The sequence below is a fragment of the Pseudomonas sp. NY8896 genome, assembly GCF_039634505.1.
The window spans coordinates 4,187,637-4,206,266 of the sequence record NZ_CP132350.1; the positions used below are offsets into that span (position 1 = coordinate 4,187,637).

An 18,630-nucleotide genomic window follows, 5' to 3' on the forward strand; every position below is an offset into this window, starting at 1 on the left:
CAACAAAGAGTCACCTGTAATGGCAAAAAGGTCTGTTGCCCCAGCATCCATTTCCATGCTGGGCCTGCTGGTTGTGCCTGCTGTTCACGCTGCCGTTCAAACCCAAGCGCAGGGTAGCCTCGCCCTGCCCGCCACTGCCGTCACCAGCGCCTACGAGCAGCAAAGCTACAAGGCCAGTGAAAGCCGCAGCGCCATGAAGATCGACGCGCCGCTGCGTGATATCCCGCAAACCGTCAACGTCGTGCCCGAAAGCGTAATCAAGGATCAGGGCGCGCAGTCCATGGAGGACGTGCTGAAGAACGTGCCCGGCATCGGCCTGTCCAACGGCGACGGCCAGCGCGACCAGGTGACCATCCGCGGCTTCAGCGCCATTGGCGACATGTACATCGACGGCGTGCGCGACGATGCCCTGTACTTCCGTGACCTGTCCAACGTCGAGCGTGTCGAGGTGATCAAGGGCCCAGCCGCCGTGCTGTATGGCCGTGGCTCTTCGGGCGGGCTGATCAACAGCATCAGCAAGAAGCCAAGCTTCACGCCCAAGCGCGAAGTGGGCATGAGCTTCGACAGCGAAGGCAAACGCCGCACGCAGTTCGACACCGGTTGGGCCGACCCGCAAAGCAACCAGGCCTACCGCGTGACCGGCGCCTTCGAAGACAGCGACACCTTCCGCGACGATGGCTATATCGACCGCAAGGCCATCGCGCCGTCGGCCTACTTCCGCCTCTCGGACGACCTGGAACTGAACCTGGGCGCCACCTACCTGTACGACAAGCGCCTGATCGACTTCGGCATCCCGGCCCTGGGCAACCGCCCGGTGGATGTCGATCGCGACAAGCGCTTCGGCTCTGGCGATGCCGACCAGGACTACGCCCGCAGCGAGGTGTTCTCGCTGACCGCCAGCCTGGACTACCGCATCAACGACAGCTTCACGCTGACCAACACCAGCCGTTACTACCGCTACGACCTGGACCGCAACAACACCCTGGCCGACAGCAGCCCGACACGCTTCGTCACTGCGCCCAACGGCGAACTGCTGGTCAAGCTCAACCGTGGCAACGTTGCCCGTGACGAGTACGGTGTATTCAACCAGACCGAACTCAAGCAGCAGGCGCAAGTGGCCGGCATGCAGCACAACCTGCTGTATGGCGTGGAAGTGGGCTTGCAGGACAAGTACCAGCGCGTGCTGAGCCAAAACAATGTGGCCCAGGTGCCGGTGTACCGCGACGCCCTGGTGCCGGTGCCAGACCATGCCGCCAACCTGTCGTCCAAAGGCACCAACTTCCAGCAGACCACCGGTTTGTACCTGCAGGACATGATCGAGCTTAACGAGCACTGGAAGGCCCTGGTGGGTGTGCGTTATGACATCTTCGGCCAGGAGTACGACGACGACCGCGTGCAGAACGTCGACCTCGACCGCACCGACAAGACCTGGAGCCCGCGCGCCGGCCTGGTCTATCAGCCGGACACCATCCAGTCCTACTACGTGTCGGTCAGCCGCAGCTACCAGCCTTCGGGCGAAGTGTTCGCGGTCAGCCCGACCAACCAGCATCTGGAGCCAGAAGAAACCACCAACTATGAAATCGGCGCCAAATGGGACCTGCTCGACAGCCGCCTGTCGCTGACCGCTGCGGTGTTCCGCCTTGAGCGCACCAACATGAAGACTGCCGACCCGGCCAACCCCAACCTGACCGTACTGGCGGGCGAGCAACGTACCGATGGTTTCGAAGCCACCGTCAGCGGGCAGCTCTCGGACAAGTGGCAAGTCTACGCCGGTTACGCCTACCTGGATGCCGAGATCACCAAGTCGAACAGCAAGACCAATGGCGTGGCCAATGAAGGCCAGACCCCTACGCTGACGCCGCGTAACAGCGCCAACATCTGGCTGGTGCGCACCCTGACCCCAGAGTGGCGCGTGGCTGCCGGTGCCAACTACGTCGACGAGCGCTACACCGCGCTCGACAACGTAGTGGTGATGCCGGGCTACACCACCTTCGACGCCGCACTGCTGTACAGCGTGCCGCAGTGGGATGCCGCGCTGCGCCTGAAGAACGCCTTCGACCGTGACTACTATGCCTCGGCGCACGGCTCGGTGGACCTGGTTACGCCAGGGGCACCACGGACGCTGGAAGCCAGCTTCAACTACCGCTTCTGAAGCGCTGCGCGATCCGTGTAGACGCTGTCGCGCAAGCCCAGCGGATCGCGCAACCCCGGTAGTTCATTCAGCGATTGCGCGTCACCCGCCAAACCGTATTCGCCAAATCATCGGCAATGATCAACGCCCCACGGGGGTCCACTGTCACCCCCACCGGCCGTCCACGGGTCTTGCCATCCTCACCTCGGAACCCCGTGGCGAAGTCGATCGGCTCTCCCGCAGGCTTGCCATTGCTGAACGGCACGAAAATCACCTTGTAGCCCACCGGGTCAGGTCGGTTCCAGCTGCCGTGCTCGCCCACGAAGACACCGTCGGAAAACCCATCCCCCATGGCCGGTATCGAGAAGTCGACACCCAGGGCAGCCACATGCGAGCCCAGGCTGTAATCCGGCTTGATCGCCGCTGCCACCTTGCCTGGGTTCTGCGGCCGCACCCGGTCATCCACGTTCTGTCCCCAGTAGCTGTAAGGCCAACCATAGAAGCCGCCCTCACGCACCGATGTGAGGTAATCCGGCACCAGGTCGGGGCCCAGTTCATCCCGCTCGTTGACCACCGTCCACAACTGCCCGGTCTGCGGCTGAATGGTCAATGCCGTCGGATTGCGCAGGCCGGTGGCGTAGGGCCGGTGCGCACCGGTTTCGGCATCGACCTGCCAGACCATGGCCCGATCGATCTCGACCTCCAGGCCGCGCTCGGTGATATTGCTGTTCGAGCCTATGCCCACGTACAGGTAACGACCATCCGGGCTGATGGTCAGCGCCTTGGTCCAGTGGTGGTTGATCTCGGCCGGCAGGTCGGTGACCTTGGTGGGCGAGCCTTCGGCCTGGGTCTGGCCTTCCTTGTAGTCGAAGCGCACCAGCGCATCCTGGTTGGCCACATACAGCTTGCCGTCGGCAAACGCCAAGCCGTAGGGGGCGTTGAGGTTTTCCGCGAACACGGTCTGCACCTCATAGGTGCCATCGCCGTCGGCATCACGCAGCAAGGTCAGGCGGTTGCCGCCCTTTACCTGCGTGTTGCCCTTGGCCTTGATCTGGCTGGCAATCACGTCCTTGGGCTTGAGCTTGGCCGCACTGCCACCCCTGCCCTCGGCTACCAGAATGTCACCATTGGGCAGCACCAGGCTCTGCCGCGGAATCTTCAGGTCAGTGGCAATGGCCGTGACGCTGAAACCCTCCGGCACGGTCGGTTTCTGTTCACCCCAGGCAACCGGCTGCGCAATCTTCATGCTCGGCAGCAAGCCGCGCTGCGGCTCCGGCAGCTTCGGGTCTGGGCCGTGGGCCTGGGTCGGCTCACCGTCGCCACCACAGGCACCAAGCGCCAGCGTCAGGCTCAACAGGGTCAATGCATGTAAAGGCTTCATGCCGCACCCCCTGAACGCAGATTACTCAAACCGGTCCATGCAGCCGCTACCGCAAGCACGGTTACGATCACCGACAACACCAGTCCCGACGGCATCACTGCCCAAGCATCCTTGGCATGCTCAAACGCATTGACCAGCCCAAGCAGCCAGGTCACCAGCAGCAGCGCGAAGTAAAGCGTTGCGCGCCTGCCCTTGTGCTCGGCGCGGATCAGGTTGGCCAACGCGAAGAGCAGTGCCAGCCCGCAGAACACCAAAGCACCGGCGATCAGCCAGGCGGCGAAGTTACTCCACTGGATTTGATAACTGTTGTAGTAGGCGATATCGCTCAGTAGCGCACCCAGAAACAACGGCACACTGCCGGCCAGCAACAAGGCGTGCAGCGGGCTGGGTGTACAGCGGTAGAAATTTTGGTCAGATGCGGTCACGGTGCCTCCTTTTCATTCAGTGACCCGGGGCTGATGGGCTTGTACCATCAGTTGAGCGCAGGGTGCGCTTAGCAAAGGAGCCCCTTGACGCCGCGATAGTTCACCGTTTGGCTTGAATGAAATATCCTGCAAGGCATTTGCCGCCAAGCGGACAAGGGGATCACATGCGCAGACAACCGATACGCCCAATCGAGTCCTGGGTGCTGAACACCCTGCTAGCCCTCAGCCTGGCGCTCACCGCTGGCTGCTCCAGCAAACCCCGCTACGCCACACCTGCGGTGGGCTCCAACTGCTTCGCCAAAGCCGTCCCCACGACCGGCGAGGGTGGCCTGGCCTGGGGCAATACCCTCAGCATTGCCCGTCAGAAGTCGATGAACAACTGCATACGCTATGCCAGTCGCTCGGGAGGCACACCGAGAACTTGCCAAGTCGTCATGGCCAAGTGCAAAAACTGAATAGATAGAGGACGGTTTAAGTAAGGCAATTCCTACAAACTTAGTTATAACTTCCCACGTTACTAAAGCACTAATAAACCCACATAAAATATTACACTTTCACCCTCGACCAAAAATAATTAATCGAGGCATCCTACTTCGCTTATCGCCCAGCAAATCCATATCCCTGCAACTTAAAATAGCAAGTAAGAAATTTCTTACACAACAATCGTCAGCCAATTATCTTTCAGTCCTTTCTGTACTGGAGCAGGCCACTCTACGCCTAATGTCTGAAAGGGCTGCTCTCTGAGCAAGGAAATCTCATGAGCAATGCCTCCGTCAGCAGTGCCACCTCTGGTCCCGCCTGCAGTGCACGCATCCCCATCCTGCCAGTGCGCTATGCCATCGTGCCGCGCACCGGCGACTCCCCCGCCTACCGCTATGCCGACGCAGGCTTCAACCTCGAACAAGGCTTCGCCCCACTGCAACACTCCGCCTACACCCTCCGCGCCCTGCGGCAGGGCTATGTCTACGTGTTCATGAAAGGCCCGCTGGGCGAAAAGCTGGTCATCCATGAGTACGTCGGCGCAGGCCTTTACAAGGAACTGCGCTACCAAGGGCTGGAGAACTACCACCTGCGTGAACGCTACCTCTCCAGCCGCACCCTGGGCTGGGTGTGGGCCGACACCTGCCCCGATACCGCCAAGGAAGTCTGGATCGGCTACAGCCCACACCTGTGGACCAACGCCATGACCGCCCGCATCACCGGTTCGCCTGCCCTGCGCAAACGGCACATGCGCCAGTTGGACATGGCCGAACTGGTGAGCGGCAACCAAGCTCCGTCCACCCAGCCCCATGTGCTGCCGGTCAGCGCCCTGCAAACCTGGGTCGAAGACTTCAAACCGCCCCACCGGCGCATGCCGCTGACCTGGAGCAGCGACCCGATCAGCGAAATCCTGCCCATCGGCAACCTCGTCGCCATGGCGCGGCACTACCCCTACACCCAGCCGAAAGTGCCGGTGGTGGTCGCGCTTGCCGACGCCGAAGGCATGGCCCTGGACCTGAGCCTGTCGGTCTCGGCCTACCAGCATCAGCTGCGCGACCTGATGCCCGCCGAGCAACTGGAGCACACCAAGCCCGCACAACCGCCCGAGCAGGAGCGCGTGCCGGCGTGCTACCGGTTGGATGCCGAACAACTGAGTGTGCAAAGCCGCGATTTCCACCATCGCAACCTGGTGGCCATGCTGCTGAACAAGACGCTGGAAAGCATGTACCCGGCGGACGCCCCCTCACCGGAACTGGCCGCGTTCCGGCTTGGCCTGGAGCGCCGGGGCCCCGCCCTGTCGCCGGCCGAATCGCAATTTCAGGCGCTCACCCACAAGGACTACTCGCCCCACGGCGCACGCCTGGCACAGCGCCTCGATGTCGAGAAATACCGGCGTTTTCTCGCCGAGCGCGATGAACTGGAACGGCGCATTGCCGCCCTGCGCAACCAAGCCTTGCAAGCCAGCAACGATCACGACGCCTGGCTGGCGACGGCCGAACCCCAACACATCGATAACCCCTACAGCCTGGCCGCCGCCTTGGCCTGTTACGACCGTGACGAAATCACTTCCGCCCGCGGGCTGGAAATATCCTCGGCGTTGCTGATTCAGCCGATGGGCCAGCCGGCCCCTGGCACCGAGGAACAGGATCGACGCTTCAAACGCCTGGAACAATGGCTCGATCAACACGACAGCCCGCTGTACACCGCCCTGGCACCGTTCAATTCGTTCAAGGACAAGGCCGACGCGATCGGCAGTTTGCTCGGCGCCAGCGATAACGTGATCGAAGGCTTGGCCGGCCGCTTTCCGGCCATGGCCGGCATCACCGACCTCACCGCCCAGACGGTCAATACCGTGGTGCTCAAGCGCCTGCGCGGGCAAACCCGCTGGGATGCCAGCCATGGCCTGCGCCAGCAGGTGTTGATGGCGGCGCGTGAAGGGAATGCCGAGAAAGCGCTGGGGCTGTTGGCAGCGCGCTACCGGATCACCAACCAGGCCATCACGGACAATCCGTTCAGCCAGGAGGTACAGAAGTATTTGAAGAGCGGCATGGCGCAGGTAGAGGAGATGAAAGCGCTGCGCATCTCGGGTAGCCGAAACGTGCTGATCGAGCTGACCACTACCGCGCGGGTGAAACCTAACTTTCTCGGCTTGCTTACCGCGGGCGGTGGCGGTGGTTTTAACGCAGGCATGCTGTGGTTCAACATCTTATCGCTCAAGACGGCCTACAACAGCCTGCAGAAGAGCAATGCACCGGAATACACCTTGGGCTTTGCTTCATCGATATTCGGGGTGATCGGTGCAGCGGCAGCCACAATGGTCAGCGTTCGGGCAACGCAGAAGGCGGTGATGCTGCGATTAAGCTCGACAGCACCGGGGATGGCGTTTGGCAACGGGGTTATCAGGTTCTTAAGCAGTAACCTTTTCGCGCGTTTAACAGGATACCCCGCAATAGTATTTGGTTTTTTCGCTGACCTTGCTAAGGCACTGCGGCAGAACAACAACGGCAATCTAACTGCAGCCAGTTACACGATGGCCGGTGGCTTTACCATGGCTATTGGTTCCGCTGTCGTCCTTGAAGCAGGACTTGCAGTTGCGGGCGTGACATCAGTTGTGCCGTTCGCCGGATGGGCCGCAGCGGCCCTTGTACTTGTAGGCGTCGCCATCATTGGAGCAGGCCTGTACCTACACGCCAAGGCACATGAGCACCTTCATAGCCCAATTGAGTTGTGGGTAGCACGTAGCATCTTCGGCAATCGTATTAATGACGGAGAGGAGCGTCCTGACATCACGTTGGACTATGTGAAGAAACTGCCTGCTTTCGCCTCACTACCAACGGAAGTCAAAGCCTGGCACAACGAGCATTACGGGCCAAAACTACTATCCGCCAAACAGGCCCTGTCACTCGGCGTAACTCATGTCGACACTAGGTGGCATCAGAACAATCATTGGTCTCCGCCAAACTGGATAGCGATTACACATAACGAAGTAGTCGCACCTCAGCCAACCGTTGAGTTTACAGTGCTGCTACCTGGTTTTGTACTTGGGGTAAGCGAATGGTCAGGAAGCTTAAAAGCCCACCGTGATGACCAAGGAAGGGACGTGCTTCCAATTACCCCGACTGGCTACATCGTAGGTGCTGGCTTGGTTCTTCACTTCGAAAACACGCTAGCTAGCCAAAAATATGTCTCACTGCATCTAACTTACAACGCCAATCAAGGCCTGGACGAGAACAATGAGATCCTGTCAACTTTTCATCTGGAGCGCTGAGTATGGCGACCATCTGGCTATTCAATCCAACCACAGACTCCGGGAACAAACCTGCTATTGGCGGACAGCTATTAAACTTGTCAAATAACACTTTAACCCTGCGGAACCCTTGGGTAACAGACTCCGTATTTATGGGGAAATTGTACTGCGCAATAACAGTCATATCACTACTCGGATTTTACCCTCAAATTCTCCCAATCACCCTAGACCTCTACGATGAGAGTATTGCACTGATGCTCCTGTTTTTAATTTCTCCATTTCCTTTCATTCCCTTTCTAATTTATCGCATATTTTATATAAAAAACCTGTCGAGCTTTTGTCTCAACCGCTCAACCCAAAAAATCTACTACCAACGCTTGAGCAAGGTACTAGTTTTTGAATGGAGCAATACCGGAGGTGGCCTTTTCAAACGCACCGAATTCGGCGGTTCATCGTTCAGCACCAGCTATGCCCTCGCCTTCGCCCCTCGCCGAGAAGACGGCAGCCTCCACCAAAAAGACTGCCTCTGGGTCGACAGCAACGAACCCACCGAACCCGGCGTGAAGCACGTCGCCGAAGTCTGGGAATACCTCCGCCATTTCATGGCTCACGGCCCGGACAAACTCCCCCCGCCCGGCGAGCCCAACTGGTGGCACAAGCCGCTGCACGCCATCTGCCTGACCCCAGCCGAAGCGTGGCGCCACTACGCTCCTTGGCGAACCGGTGAGCCCGGTGAAATGCAGGGCAAAAAGAACTGGCAATTGCCGTTCTGGGCCGTGCTGTTCCCCTATAACCTCACCGTCGCCATCTGCTGGTACGGCATCTGCCGCCTGTTCAACGTCCGAGCGGCGCCACCGCCCCCAGAAGCGTTCGAGGAAGCTCCAGCACCTTCAACCCAAAAAAGGCGCGTATGAGCGACGCTTGAGGGCGGCGGTTATCAGGCAAACTTGGCCCGCGCCGCGTGCAGCTTCTTGTAGCTCTCGATCAAGCGCAAGTGGCGATCAAGCCCTTCGAGCTTCATGCTGGTCGGGGTCAGGCCATGGAAGCGCACGCTGCCGTCCACCGAACCCAGCACCGCGTCCATGCGCGCGTTGCCGAACATCCGACGGAAGTTGGCTTCGTAGTCATCCATCTCCAGTTCGTCATCCAACTGCACTTCCAGCACCACGTTCAGCGCCTGGTAGAACAGGCCGCGCTCGACGGTGTTGTCGTTGAACTGCAGGAACGCCTCGACCAGTTCCTTGGCATCCTCGAAGCGCTGTACCGCCAGGCAGATCAGCAGTTTCAGCTCAAGGATGGTCAGTTGGCCCCACACGGTGTTCTCGTCGAACTCCACGCCGATCAGCGTGGTGATGGTGGTGTAGTCATCCACATCGCAGTTGTCCAGGCGCTTGAGCAGCAGCTTCAGTGAGCGGCTGTCGAGGCTGTGCAAGTTGAGGATGTCGGCACGGAACGACAAGGCACGGTTGGTGTTGTCCCAGATCAGGTCCTCGACCGGGTAGATTTCCGAGTAGCCCGGCACCAGAATGCGACAAGCAGTGGCGCCCAGATTGTCGTACACCGCCATGTACACTTCCTTGCCCAGCGCCTCGAGGATGCCGAACAGCGTCGCGGCCTCCTGTTGGTTGGAGTTCTCGCCGTGGCCGGAGAAGTCCCACTCGACGAACTCGAAGTCGGCCTTGGCGCTGAAGAAGCGCCATGACACCACGCCGCTGGAGTCGATGAAGTGCTCGACGAAGTTGTTCGGCTCGGTCAGCGCGTGGCTTTCGAAGGTCGGTTGCGGCAGGTCGTTCAGGCCTTCGAAGCTGCGGCCCTGCAGCAGCTCGGTGAGGCTACGCTCCAGCGCCACTTCCAGGCTTGGGTGTGCGCCGAACGAGGCAAACACACCGCCCGTGCGCGGGTTCATCAGCGTCACGCACATGACCGGGAACTCGCCACCCAACGACGCATCCTTGACCAGTACCGGGAAGCCCTGCTCTTCCAGCCCCTGAATGCCGGCGACGATCGCCGGGTACTTGGCCAGCACCTCCTGCGGCACGTCCGGCAGGCACAGCTCGCCTTCCAGGATTTCGCGCTTGACGGCGCGCTCGAAGATTTCCGACAGGCACTGCACCTGCGCCTCGGCCAGGGTGTTGCCGGCGCTCATGCCATTGCTGAGGAACAGGTTTTCGATCAGGTTGGACGGGAAGTACACCACTTGCTGGTCGGACTGACGCACGAACGGCAGCGAGCAAATGCCCCGCGCTTTGTTGCCCGAGTTGGTGTCGTACAGGTGCGAACCACGCAATTCGCCGTCAGGGTTGTAGACCTCCAGACAATGCTCGTCGAGGATCTCGGCCGGCAACGCATCGCGCGGGCCCGGTTTGAACCACTGCTCGTTGGGGTAATGCACGAACGGCGCATTGGCCAGGTCTTCGCCCCAGAACTGGTCGTTATAGAAGAAGTTGCAGTTAAGGCGCTCGATGAACTCACCCAGTGCCGAGGCCAGCGCGGCTTCCTTGGTGGCACCCTTGCCGTTGGTGAAGCACATCGGCGACTGCGCGTCGCGCACGTGCAGCGACCAGACGTTGGGCACGATATTGCGCCACGAGGCGATTTCGATCTTCATCCCCAGCCCGGCGAGAATGCCTGACATGTTGGCGATGGTCTGCTCCAGCGGCAGGTCCTTGCCGGGGATGTAGGTGCTGGTGTCCGACACCGGCATCAGCAAGCCCTGGGCGTCAGCATCGAGGTTGTCGACCACTTCGATCACGAACTCGGGGCCGGTCTGCACCACCTTCTTGACAGTGCAGCGGTCGATGGAGCGCAGGATGCCCTGGCGGTCCTTCTCGGAAATATCCTCGGGCAACTCGACCTGGATCTTGAAGATCTGGTTGTAGCGGTTTTCCGGGTCGACGATGTTGTTCTGCGACAGGCGAATGTTTTCGGTGGGGATGTCGCGGGTCTGGCAGTACAGTTTGACGAAGTAAGCCGCGCACAAGGCCGAAGACGCCAGGAAATAGTCGAACGGGCCTGGGGCCGAACCGTCGCCTTTGTAGCGGATCGGTTGATCGGCGATCACCGTGAAGTCGTCGAACTTGGCTTCGAGACGGAGATTGTCGAGAAAATTGACCTTGATTTCCATGCGGATTTACCGTGATTTAAGCGTGCAAAACGAAATTGGCCGGCATTATCCGGGTTTTCACAACGGAAGTCCTGTTTACCTGCCCCACCCCTTCACGCCCTTGCGCATTCCACCGGATTGCTTGCCTGATCCTCTGAACCTCGCCCCGACACCAGACCAGCGGTCATCCCCCTGTGCTAGCGTTTCTTCTCTGGGGAACAACGTATTCCCGCACTGAAAAAAACAACGCGACAGCAACCGATGACTGGCAGGTGAACCATGGAACTACGCATCAACCAGAAGACCTATCAGGTCGAGGCGGACGCCGACACGCCCTTGCTGTGGGTGATCCGCGATGACCTGGGGCTGACCGGCACCAAATACGGCTGCGGCCTGGCCCAGTGCGGCGCCTGTTCGGTGCTGGTGGATGGCAACGTGGTGCGCGCCTGCGTCACCCCGGTGGCAGGTGTGGTCGGCCGCGAGGTCACCACCATCGAGGCGATCGAGGCCGATGCCGTCGGCAAACGCGTGGTCGCCGCCTGGGTCGAGCACCAGGTGGCCCAATGCGGCTACTGCCAGTCTGGCCAGGTGATGGCAGCCACTGCGCTGCTAAAGCACACGCCCAAGCCTAGCGATGCGCAGATCGATGCAGCCATGGTCAACCTGTGCCGCTGCGGCACCTACAACGCCATCCATGCCGCCGTGCATGACCTGGCCCAAGGGGAGCAGGCCTGATGAACACGCCCGTCGATACCCTCGCCGAACTGCACAGGTTGCAACTGGGCGAAACGGTCAACCTGTCGCGTCGGCGCTTTCTGGCCAGCACCGCAGTCGGTGCCCTGGTACTGGGCTTCGGCCTGCCCATGGGCTCGGCTCGCGTGCAAGCTGCAGCGGCGGCAACTGCTGAGCGCGGCACCCAGGTGCCGGCGTTTCTGGAAATTCGCCCAGACGGCACGGTACGCCTGCTCAGCCCCTTCATGGAAGGTGGGCAAGGCCCGTTTACCGCCATGGCACAGATCGTCGGTGAAGAACTTGACGTCGACCCGGCTCATTTCGTGGTCGACAGCGCACCACCGGGCGAAGCCTACGTGGTGATGGAAAACGGCATGCGCATTACCGGCGGCAGCATGTCGGTACGCATGAGCTATCCGACCATGCGCCGCCTGGGCGCCCTCGCCCGAGCCATGCTGCTGCAGGCGGGCGCCGAACAGCTGGGCGTGCCGGTCGATGAGCTTTCAACCACGCCGGGTAACGTGGTACATACCACGACTGGCCGCTCCATACCCTACGGAGAACTGGCGGGGCGCGCCATGGACCTGCCCGTGCCCGACCCGGCCAGCGTCAAATTGCGCGACCCCAGCCAGTTTCGCTGGATCGGCAAGCCCGTACGCCGCCTGGATGCTTATGACAAATCCACTGGCAAGGCCCAGTACTGCATCGACATCAAGGTCGACGGCATGCTCCACGCCGCCGTGCAGCATGCGCCACGCTTGGGCATGACCGTGGGCAGCTTGCGCAACGAAGACCAGGTCAAGGCCATGAAAGGCGTGCATTCGGTGCATCAGCTGCCGGGCGCCGTGGCCGTGGTCGCAGAACGCTGGTGGCACGCCAAGCGTGCGGTGGAGGCGCTTCAAGTGGACTGGAAAGAGCCAACCGCCGACAGCAAGGTTCGGCCGATGCCGGCCGACTTTTCCAGCGACGCCTGGCGCGAACACCTCGCCACGGTCAAGGGCCCGGCCCGTGATGAAGAAAATGAAGGTGATGTGGCCAGCGCCCTGAGCAATGCCAAGACCAAGGTCGAGGCCAGCTATCACAATCAATACCTCAACCATGCCCAGCTCGAGCCGCCGTCCGCCCTCGCCCGCTTCAACCCGGACGGCACCCTGGACGTCTGGCTGCCCAACCAGGCCCCGGACATGTTCCGTGACGACATTGCCAAGCGCACCGGCCTGGAGCCTGCACAGATCAACCTGCACTCGCCGCTACTGGGCGGGTTCTTTGGCCGGCATTTCCTGTACGACTCGGCCAACCCTTACCCGCAGGCCATTGCGTTGGCCAAAGCCGTTGGCCGGCCGGTAAAGCTTATCTGGAGCCGCGAAGAAGAGTTCCTGCGTGATGTACTGCGCCCGGTTGCCGTGGTGAAGTTCCGCGCCGGGCTGGATGCCGACGGCATGCCAGTGGCCCTCGAAGCGATAAGCGCCACCGAAGGCCCAACCGAGGCCATCGCAGGCAAACAGGGGGACAAGATCGACCCGACCGCGCTTGAGGGGCTGTCGGGCAAGGCCTACGCCATCGCCAACAAGCGCATCGCCCAGATCTACGTCAAAGGCCCAGCCATGCTCGGCTACTGGCGCTCTGTGGGCAATTCGCTGAACGACTTCTTCTACGAGTCATTCCTCGACGAGCTGGCTGACAAAGGCGGCAAAGACCCGTTCGAACTGCGCCTGCACCTGCTGCGCGACAACCCACGCCTGACCCACCTGCTGAACGCGGTCGCCGACTTGTCCGGTGGCTGGAAGCGTGGGCCGTTCACCGCCGAAGACGGTAGCAAGCGCGCACGCGGTGTGGCCATGGCCTCACCGTTCGGCTCGGAGGCTGCGGTCATTGCCGAGGTGTCCATCGACAACGGCCAGGTCAAGGTGCACGACATCTGGCAGGCCATCGACCCGGGCAGCATCGTCAACCCGGCGATCATCGAGCACCAGGTCAATGGCGCCGTCGCCCTTGGCCTGTCGCAGACGCTGGTGGAAGAAGCGGTGTACGTGGACGGCAAGCCGCGCGCGCGCAATTACGACCTGTACCCGATCCTGCCGCCTGCGCGCATGGCCCGGGTGCATGTGCGCATCGTCGAAAGCGGGGCGAAGATGGGCGGCATTGGCGAACCACCGTTGCCGGCCGTGGCCCCGGCGGTGGCCAACGCGGTCGCGCAGCTCACCGGCCAGCGCGTACGCAGCTTGCCATTGAGCCGCCATACCTTCAGCTGATCGCACAAGGGACGCCCCATGACCCATCGTTTCGCAAGAACCGCTGGCTGGCTGGCGCTGCCGTGCCTGGTCGCGGCAGGCCTGCTGGCCTGGTATGTCACCCGTGAGCCTGCTTCGCCGTTCGCCAAAGCCCAGGCCCAGGCGCAGGCGCAGGCCACCGAAGCCGACCCGGCGCTGATCAGCCGCGGCGAGTACGTGGCCCGGCTTAGCGACTGCGTGGCCTGCCACAGCCTGCCAGACGGCAAACCGTTTGCCGGCGGGCTGGAGATGGCCACCCCACTGGGGGCAATCCACGCCACCAACATCACTCCCGATCGCGACAAGGGTATCGGCAACTACAGCCTGGCCGACTTCGACCGCGCCGTGCGCCAAGGTGTCGCGCCCGGTGGTCGACGGCTGTACCCGGCGATGCCCTACCCGTCCTATGCCAAGCTCACTGATGACGATGTAAAGGCGCTGTACGCCTTTTTCATGCACAGCGTGCAACCGGTGCAGCAGACCAACCTGGCCAGCGACATCCCCTGGCCACTGAACCTGCGCTGGCCAATCGCCTTGTGGAACGGGCTGTTCGCTGCCACAACGCCTTACGCCGACAAGGCCGGGCAAGATGCGCAATGGAACCGTGGCGCCTACATCGTCCAGGGGCCTGGCCACTGCGGCAGTTGCCATACACCGCGCGGCCTGGCGTTCAACGAGAAGGCACTGGATGACAGTGGCAAGCCGTTCCTGGCTGGCGCCTTGCTCGACGGCTGGTACGCACCTAGCCTGCGCGCCGACCACAACACCGGGCTGGGGCGCTGGAGCGAGGCTGAGATTGCGCAGTTTCTGAAGACCGGGCGCAACCGGCATGCCGTGGTATTTGGTTCGATGACCGAGGCGTTCAACAACTCCACGCAATTCATGCATGACGATGACCTGGCCGCCATCGCGCACTACCTGAAGGCCCTGCCCGGTGACCCACAGCGTGACGGCGCGCCGTGGCAATACCGGGCCGAATCGGCAGCTGCGCAGCTCGACAGCCCTGGGGCGCATGCCTATGTGACCCGCTGCGCCTCCTGCCACGGCCTGGACGGCAAAGGCCAGGCCGAATGGATGCCGCCGTTGGCCGGGGCAACCTCGGCACTGGCCAGGGAGGATGCCTCGGCCATCAATATCACCCTCAACGGTTCGCAGCGGGTGGTGGCTGCCGGGGTGCCGGATGCCTATCGCATGCCGGCTTTTCGCGAACAGATGAGTGATCAGGAGATTGCCGAAGTGCTGAGCTTCGTGCGTACGGCATGGGGTAACCAGGGTGGCGCGGTGAACGCGCAAGCAGTGGGCAAGCTGCGAGGGCATACCGACCCGGCCAGTAGCAGCCCGATCATCTTGCATATGCGCTGAATCGGACAACTTTTGAACACCTAGGTTAATGGAGCCCCAATGGAAAGCATCGACCTGCTGGTCCTGCGCACTACCCGTGACTGGCTTGCAGCCGGCCACCGCGCCCTGCTCGCCACGGTCGCCCGCACCTGGGGCTCATCCCCGCGCCCGGTCGGCTCGATGATGGCCCTGCGCAGTGACGGTCGAGTGGTCGGCAGTGTTTCCGGGGGCTGCATCGAGGACGACCTCATCCATCGCTACACCCGTGCATACGAAGGCCCCGGCATGCCCGCCAGCCAGCCCCAGGTCGTGCGCTATGGCGTCAGTGCCGACGAGGCCCACCGCTTCGGCCTGCCCTGTGGAGGTACCCTCGAACTGGTGCTGGAGTTCACCCCTTCGCTGGAGCATCTTGAACAACTGCTGGCCTGCCTCGACCGCGCAAGCCTGGTACGCCGTGACCTGAACCTGCGAAGCGGCGAAGCCAGCCTCTGCGCCACGGGCTTGCCTGAACTGTTCAGCTTCGATGGCCAGCGCATGCTCAGCACCCTCGGCCCAGGCTACCGCCTGCTGCTGATCGGTGCCGGCGCACTGGCCGAGTACCTCGCCACCATGGCCCTGTTCAACGGTTTCAGCGTTTCGCTGTGCGACCCGCGCCCGGAGTACACGGCAGGCTGGAATGTTGCCGGGGTCAACTTGCTGCCTGGCATGCCAGACGACGTGGTCCGCGCCTTCGCCGCTGACGTTCGCAGCGCCATCGTCGCCGTCAGCCACGACCCAAAACTGGATGATCTGGCCCTGCTCGAAGCGTTGCACAGCCCGGCGTTCTACATTGGCGCCATCGGTTCGCGGCGCAACAGCCAATTACGCCGTGAACGGCTGATCGAGCACTTCGGTGAGAGCGAAGCTTCGCTGCGGCGCTTGCACGGCCCGATTGGCATCTACATCGGCAGCAAGACCCCAGCGGAAATTGCAGTCAGCGTCATGGCCGAGATCCTCGCGGCGAAGAACAACGTCAGTTTGCCCGGGGCAGTCAACGTCACCCAAGCCAAGGAAGCAGAACGATTGGCACGGTCCCTGTAGAAGCGCGCACCTGCGCGTTACTGCCACCGCTCCAGGTTCTGCTTCAGCAAATGATCGGGCAGCGCTCCGGCAACTATCTTCGCCATTTCCCGCGCCAGCGCCTCACGCAACTGCGGCTGGTTACAGGGCGAATCATGCGAAATCGCCAGGTACAACCCTTCGCTGGACACTGGCGGCTGCAACACCTGCACAGTGGCTGCGATGCCCAAGGTACGCGCCAGCGCCATACCAGGGTACTGCTCGTACACCACGTAATCGCTGCGCTTGTGCATCAGCTTCTCGAACGCCTGCCGGGCGCTGGGCACCGCTTCAAGGGTTAGGTTGGCCCGGGCGTATTCATCGAACTGCTGGCCATGGCTGTTGTTGACCAGAGTGCCGCCCTTGTGGCCCTTGAGGTCGGCCCATTGTCGGTAGGCAAAGGCATTGTCCTGGCGCACCCAGACCACGCTGGGGGTATGCAGGAATGGCGGGGCAATGAAGTCCATCTGCAGCCGGCGTGCTTCGGTCAGGAAATACCCGGCCAGCAAATCGATCCGACCGGTGCGCACCTCTTCCTGGGCTCGCGACCACGGCCCGCCGTAAACCACTTCGATATCCAGCCCCAACTGCTTGCCCAAGTACTTGAGCAGGTCAGCATTGGCACCGACCAATTGCTGGGGGTTTTGCGGGTCGCGCCACAAGTACGGCGGGTATTCAGGATTGCCGGTCGCGGTGAGCCGTCGGCATGCATCATCCGCTACCGCAGCCAGGGGCAGCGGCAACAGGCACAACAGTAGCAAGGCGCGGCGAAAGCAACGCTCGATCATCTACGACCCTCGGCACATGTACATCCGGCGACCCGACATGGTGGCCAAAGGCTGCCACCTACTGTGGTCGGCTGCAGCAATCATCTGTGCGTCTTCTAGGCAGTCTGGACCATCAGCGGCCAATAGACGGGCCTTTCATCGGCCAGCAGAAAAACCGCCGGAGGATAGACAATGAGGGCCCGCACAGTTGACTGGAATCCGGCCTTTTCAGGCCCCCTGCCGCCGCATTGCCAGGATCGCCGCGCCAAAACCGATAAAGGTGGTGCCCACCACCCGGCTCACCCAGCGCGACAGCGAAGGTCGGGTCAACACACCCTTGGCCCGCGCAGCCAGGGCGGCATACAAGCTCAGTGAAGTAAGCGACAAGGCCACGAAAATGCCTGTCAAGGTCAGGAACTGCGGTAATAACGCCGCGCCCTGGTCGATGAACTGCGGGAACAGCGCGGTGAAGAACATGGTCGCCTTGGGGTTGGTCACCGCCGTCAGAAAGGCCGACTTGAACAGTTTCAGCGGCGTAGGCCTTGCCTTGGCTGCACCCTCTGCGGCGCCCTGCTCCAGCATCGGGCTTTTTTTCAACAACTGCCGCACCCCCAGGTAAAACAGGTAGCCTGCCCCCAGGATTTTCACGGCATTGAACAGCACTTCAGAACTGGCCAGCAATGCGCCCAACCCCAACATGGCCGCGGCCGACAGACAGAACAGGCCCGTGCCATTGCCCAGCGACGACCAGATCGCGCTGCGCTGGCCATGGGCCAGGCTGTTGTTGATGGCCATCAAGGTGGCAGGGCCAGGGCTGGCGATCGCGATGGCGGCGACCAGGGTAAACGCAAACAGCGAGTGAGAATCCATTTCAGGCTCGTCAAACAATCAGGAAAGGTTGCGTGAATGGCACGCAGGCTCAGTCGGCATTCTGCCGCTTGGCCGCCTTCTTGGCGATAGCCTTCATTCGCGTCGCCGCCCGCTGCACAGTGGCCATCTTCTCGGGGCGCTTCATGCCCCGCCACTTGCGGATTTCGTCACGGGTGCGGCCGCAGCTCACGCACAGCTCGCTGTTCAGCTGGCATAAAGAGACGCAAGGGTTGTCGATGTCTTTGGCCATGCCACCACTCAGCCGGGCATTTCCGCCCGAGCACGTTCGGCGGCGCTGTGAAACACCTGGCGTACTTCTTCGGCCTTGGCCTTGCTGACCGACCTGGCAGCCAGCAGCTCATCGACCACACGAATGCACTGGCCCAGGGCGGTGTCCAGTTGTTCAAGGTCGGAGGCGTCAGCGATATCACCCAGATAAGGAGCGATGAGGTACACGTAACGGTCCTGCAGCTTGAGCGCTGCCAGCGCGTCGAGGGCTTTCTGGAACCGATCGGCAGCGGCAGGGCTCATGCTCAATTTATCGAAATGAATCAGGCTCACACGGTCAGTGGCCATTATGACGAATCTCCGTTTCCTGGTACGGCCAGGGCCGCAAGCAGCAGCGCTTCTACGGTGCTCGTATGTGCGGGCCCGGGTAATGCCCATCAGGTTACCAGAAGCCGAGGCAGAAAGGGCCACTGCCCCCAGAACTAAAAGTATTTGCCAAGTCGCGTAATGGACGCCCCAGGGCGCTATGGGGACAGGCGTCGCCTTTTCCGGCGCAG

The 18,630-nt window shown here is 61.7% G+C and carries 15 protein-coding genes; 8 read left to right on the forward strand and 7 right to left on the reverse strand.

What is annotated here, in order from left to right; translation table 11 throughout:
• The first annotated feature begins 19 nt into the window (after nucleotides 1-19).
• Complete coding sequence (locus Q9451_RS18675; RefSeq protein ID WP_012271950.1) at nucleotides 20-2,152, forward strand: TonB-dependent siderophore receptor; 2,133 nt, start codon at nucleotides 20-22, stop codon at nucleotides 2,150-2,152.
• A gap of 67 nt (nucleotides 2,153-2,219) precedes the next feature.
• On the opposite strand, the gene Q9451_RS18680 is transcribed toward Q9451_RS18675, so the two are convergent.
• The gene (locus Q9451_RS18680) at nucleotides 2,220-3,512 is read right to left on the reverse strand and encodes a sorbosone dehydrogenase family protein (RefSeq protein ID WP_012271949.1); all 1,293 of its coding nucleotides are present in this window, start codon (nucleotides 3,510-3,512) and stop codon (nucleotides 2,220-2,222) included.
• Nucleotides 3,509-3,937: a DUF2231 domain-containing protein gene (locus tag Q9451_RS18685; protein WP_012271948.1), complete on the reverse strand. Its 429-nt coding sequence runs from the start codon at nucleotides 3,935-3,937 to the stop codon at nucleotides 3,509-3,511. The genes Q9451_RS18680 and Q9451_RS18685 overlap by 4 nt, the downstream gene beginning before the upstream one ends.
• Before the next feature lie 164 nt (nucleotides 3,938-4,101).
• Between Q9451_RS18685 and Q9451_RS18690 the strand changes: the two genes are divergently transcribed.
• From Q9451_RS18690 to Q9451_RS18700, 3 genes are all read left to right on the forward strand, one after another.
• The gene (locus Q9451_RS18690) at nucleotides 4,102-4,392 is read left to right on the forward strand and encodes a hypothetical protein (RefSeq protein WP_012271947.1); all 291 of its coding nucleotides are present in this window, start codon (nucleotides 4,102-4,104) and stop codon (nucleotides 4,390-4,392) included.
• Between the two features lie 302 nt (nucleotides 4,393-4,694).
• A complete protein-coding gene (locus tag Q9451_RS18695; RefSeq protein ID WP_012271946.1) occupies nucleotides 4,695-7,685 on the forward strand; it encodes a T6SS effector BTH_I2691 family protein in 2,991 nt (996 codons plus the stop codon).
• A 2-nt stretch (nucleotides 7,686-7,687) separates the two neighbouring features.
• Nucleotides 7,688-8,578, forward strand: a complete 891-nt coding sequence (locus Q9451_RS18700; RefSeq protein ID WP_012271945.1) for a hypothetical protein — start codon at nucleotides 7,688-7,690, stop codon at nucleotides 8,576-8,578.
• Between the two features lie 23 nt (nucleotides 8,579-8,601).
• Here Q9451_RS18700 and Q9451_RS18705 read toward each other — a convergent pair whose 3' ends face one another.
• Nucleotides 8,602-10,788, reverse strand: a complete 2,187-nt coding sequence (locus tag Q9451_RS18705; protein WP_012271944.1) for an OsmC domain/YcaO domain-containing protein — start codon at nucleotides 10,786-10,788, stop codon at nucleotides 8,602-8,604.
• 258 nt (nucleotides 10,789-11,046) lie between these two features.
• Between Q9451_RS18705 and Q9451_RS18710 the strand changes: the two genes are divergently transcribed.
• Genes Q9451_RS18710 through Q9451_RS18725 form a run of 4 tightly spaced genes read left to right on the forward strand, consistent with a single transcriptional unit; the run spans nucleotide 11,047 to nucleotide 16,190 of the window.
• Nucleotides 11,047-11,502 carry a (2Fe-2S)-binding protein gene (locus Q9451_RS18710; protein ID WP_012271943.1) on the forward strand — a complete coding sequence of 152 codons (456 nt, stop codon included), beginning with the start codon at nucleotides 11,047-11,049 and terminating at the stop codon, nucleotides 11,500-11,502.
• A complete protein-coding gene (locus Q9451_RS18715) occupies nucleotides 11,502-13,751 on the forward strand; it encodes a molybdopterin cofactor-binding domain-containing protein (RefSeq protein ID WP_012271942.1) in 2,250 nt (749 codons plus the stop codon). The genes Q9451_RS18710 and Q9451_RS18715 overlap by 1 nt, the downstream gene beginning before the upstream one ends.
• An 18-nt stretch (nucleotides 13,752-13,769) precedes the next feature.
• Nucleotides 13,770-15,131 carry a cytochrome c gene (locus Q9451_RS18720; protein WP_012271941.1) on the forward strand — a complete coding sequence of 454 codons (1,362 nt, stop codon included), beginning with the start codon at nucleotides 13,770-13,772 and terminating at the stop codon, nucleotides 15,129-15,131.
• Nucleotides 15,132-15,170: 39 nt separating this feature from the next.
• The gene (locus Q9451_RS18725) at nucleotides 15,171-16,190 is read left to right on the forward strand and encodes an XdhC family protein (RefSeq protein WP_012271940.1); all 1,020 of its coding nucleotides are present in this window, start codon (nucleotides 15,171-15,173) and stop codon (nucleotides 16,188-16,190) included.
• Nucleotides 16,191-16,207: 17 nt separating this feature from the next.
• Here the strand turns inward: Q9451_RS18725 and Q9451_RS18730 are convergent, their stop codons facing one another.
• The 4 genes from Q9451_RS18730 to Q9451_RS18745 all read right to left on the reverse strand — a co-directional run bounded on the left by Q9451_RS18730 (nucleotide 16,208) and on the right by Q9451_RS18745 (nucleotide 18,421).
• Nucleotides 16,208-16,996 (reverse strand): transporter substrate-binding domain-containing protein, encoded by a 789-nt coding sequence (locus Q9451_RS18730; protein ID WP_012271939.1) that lies wholly within the window; start codon nucleotides 16,994-16,996, stop codon nucleotides 16,208-16,210.
• Nucleotides 16,997-17,203: 207 nt separating this feature from the next.
• A complete protein-coding gene (locus Q9451_RS18735; RefSeq protein ID WP_012271938.1) occupies nucleotides 17,204-17,845 on the reverse strand; it encodes a LysE family translocator in 642 nt (213 codons plus the stop codon).
• A 49-nt stretch (nucleotides 17,846-17,894) separates the two neighbouring features.
• A complete protein-coding gene (locus Q9451_RS18740; protein ID WP_012271937.1) occupies nucleotides 17,895-18,095 on the reverse strand; it encodes a DUF1289 domain-containing protein in 201 nt (66 codons plus the stop codon).
• Between the two features lie 8 nt (nucleotides 18,096-18,103).
• Nucleotides 18,104-18,421 carry a hypothetical protein gene (locus Q9451_RS18745; RefSeq protein WP_012271936.1) on the reverse strand — a complete coding sequence of 106 codons (318 nt, stop codon included), beginning with the start codon at nucleotides 18,419-18,421 and terminating at the stop codon, nucleotides 18,104-18,106.
• Nucleotides 18,422-18,630 lie beyond the last annotated feature (209 nt).

What these genes read in the sequence shown, in the direction of transcription:
- Q9451_RS18715 (WP_012271942.1), top strand. Translation starts at nt 11,502, where the DNA reads ATGAACACGCCCGTCGATACCCTCGCCGAACTGCACAGGTTGCAACTG.
- Q9451_RS18745 (WP_012271936.1), bottom strand. Translation starts at nt 18,421, where the DNA reads ATGGCCACTGACCGTGTGAGCCTGATTCATTTCGATAAATTGAGCATG.
- Q9451_RS18720 (WP_012271941.1), top strand. Translation starts at nt 13,770, where the DNA reads ATGACCCATCGTTTCGCAAGAACCGCTGGCTGGCTGGCGCTGCCGTGC.
- Q9451_RS18735 (WP_012271938.1), bottom strand. Translation starts at nt 17,845, where the DNA reads ATGGATTCTCACTCGCTGTTTGCGTTTACCCTGGTCGCCGCCATCGCG.
- Q9451_RS18700 (WP_012271945.1), top strand. Translation starts at nt 7,688, where the DNA reads ATGGCGACCATCTGGCTATTCAATCCAACCACAGACTCCGGGAACAAA.
- Q9451_RS18725 (WP_012271940.1), top strand. Translation starts at nt 15,171, where the DNA reads ATGGAAAGCATCGACCTGCTGGTCCTGCGCACTACCCGTGACTGGCTT.
- Q9451_RS18705 (WP_012271944.1), bottom strand. Translation starts at nt 10,788, where the DNA reads ATGGAAATCAAGGTCAATTTTCTCGACAATCTCCGTCTCGAAGCCAAG.
- Q9451_RS18730 (WP_012271939.1), bottom strand. Translation starts at nt 16,996, where the DNA reads ATGATCGAGCGTTGCTTTCGCCGCGCCTTGCTACTGTTGTGCCTGTTG.
- Q9451_RS18690 (WP_012271947.1), top strand. Translation starts at nt 4,102, where the DNA reads ATGCGCAGACAACCGATACGCCCAATCGAGTCCTGGGTGCTGAACACC.
- Q9451_RS18680 (WP_012271949.1), bottom strand. Translation starts at nt 3,512, where the DNA reads ATGAAGCCTTTACATGCATTGACCCTGTTGAGCCTGACGCTGGCGCTT.
- Q9451_RS18740 (WP_012271937.1), bottom strand. Translation starts at nt 18,095, where the DNA reads ATGGCCAAAGACATCGACAACCCTTGCGTCTCTTTATGCCAGCTGAAC.
- Q9451_RS18710 (WP_012271943.1), top strand. Translation starts at nt 11,047, where the DNA reads ATGGAACTACGCATCAACCAGAAGACCTATCAGGTCGAGGCGGACGCC.
- Q9451_RS18695 (WP_012271946.1), top strand. Translation starts at nt 4,695, where the DNA reads ATGAGCAATGCCTCCGTCAGCAGTGCCACCTCTGGTCCCGCCTGCAGT.
- Q9451_RS18675 (WP_012271950.1), top strand. Translation starts at nt 20, where the DNA reads ATGGCAAAAAGGTCTGTTGCCCCAGCATCCATTTCCATGCTGGGCCTG.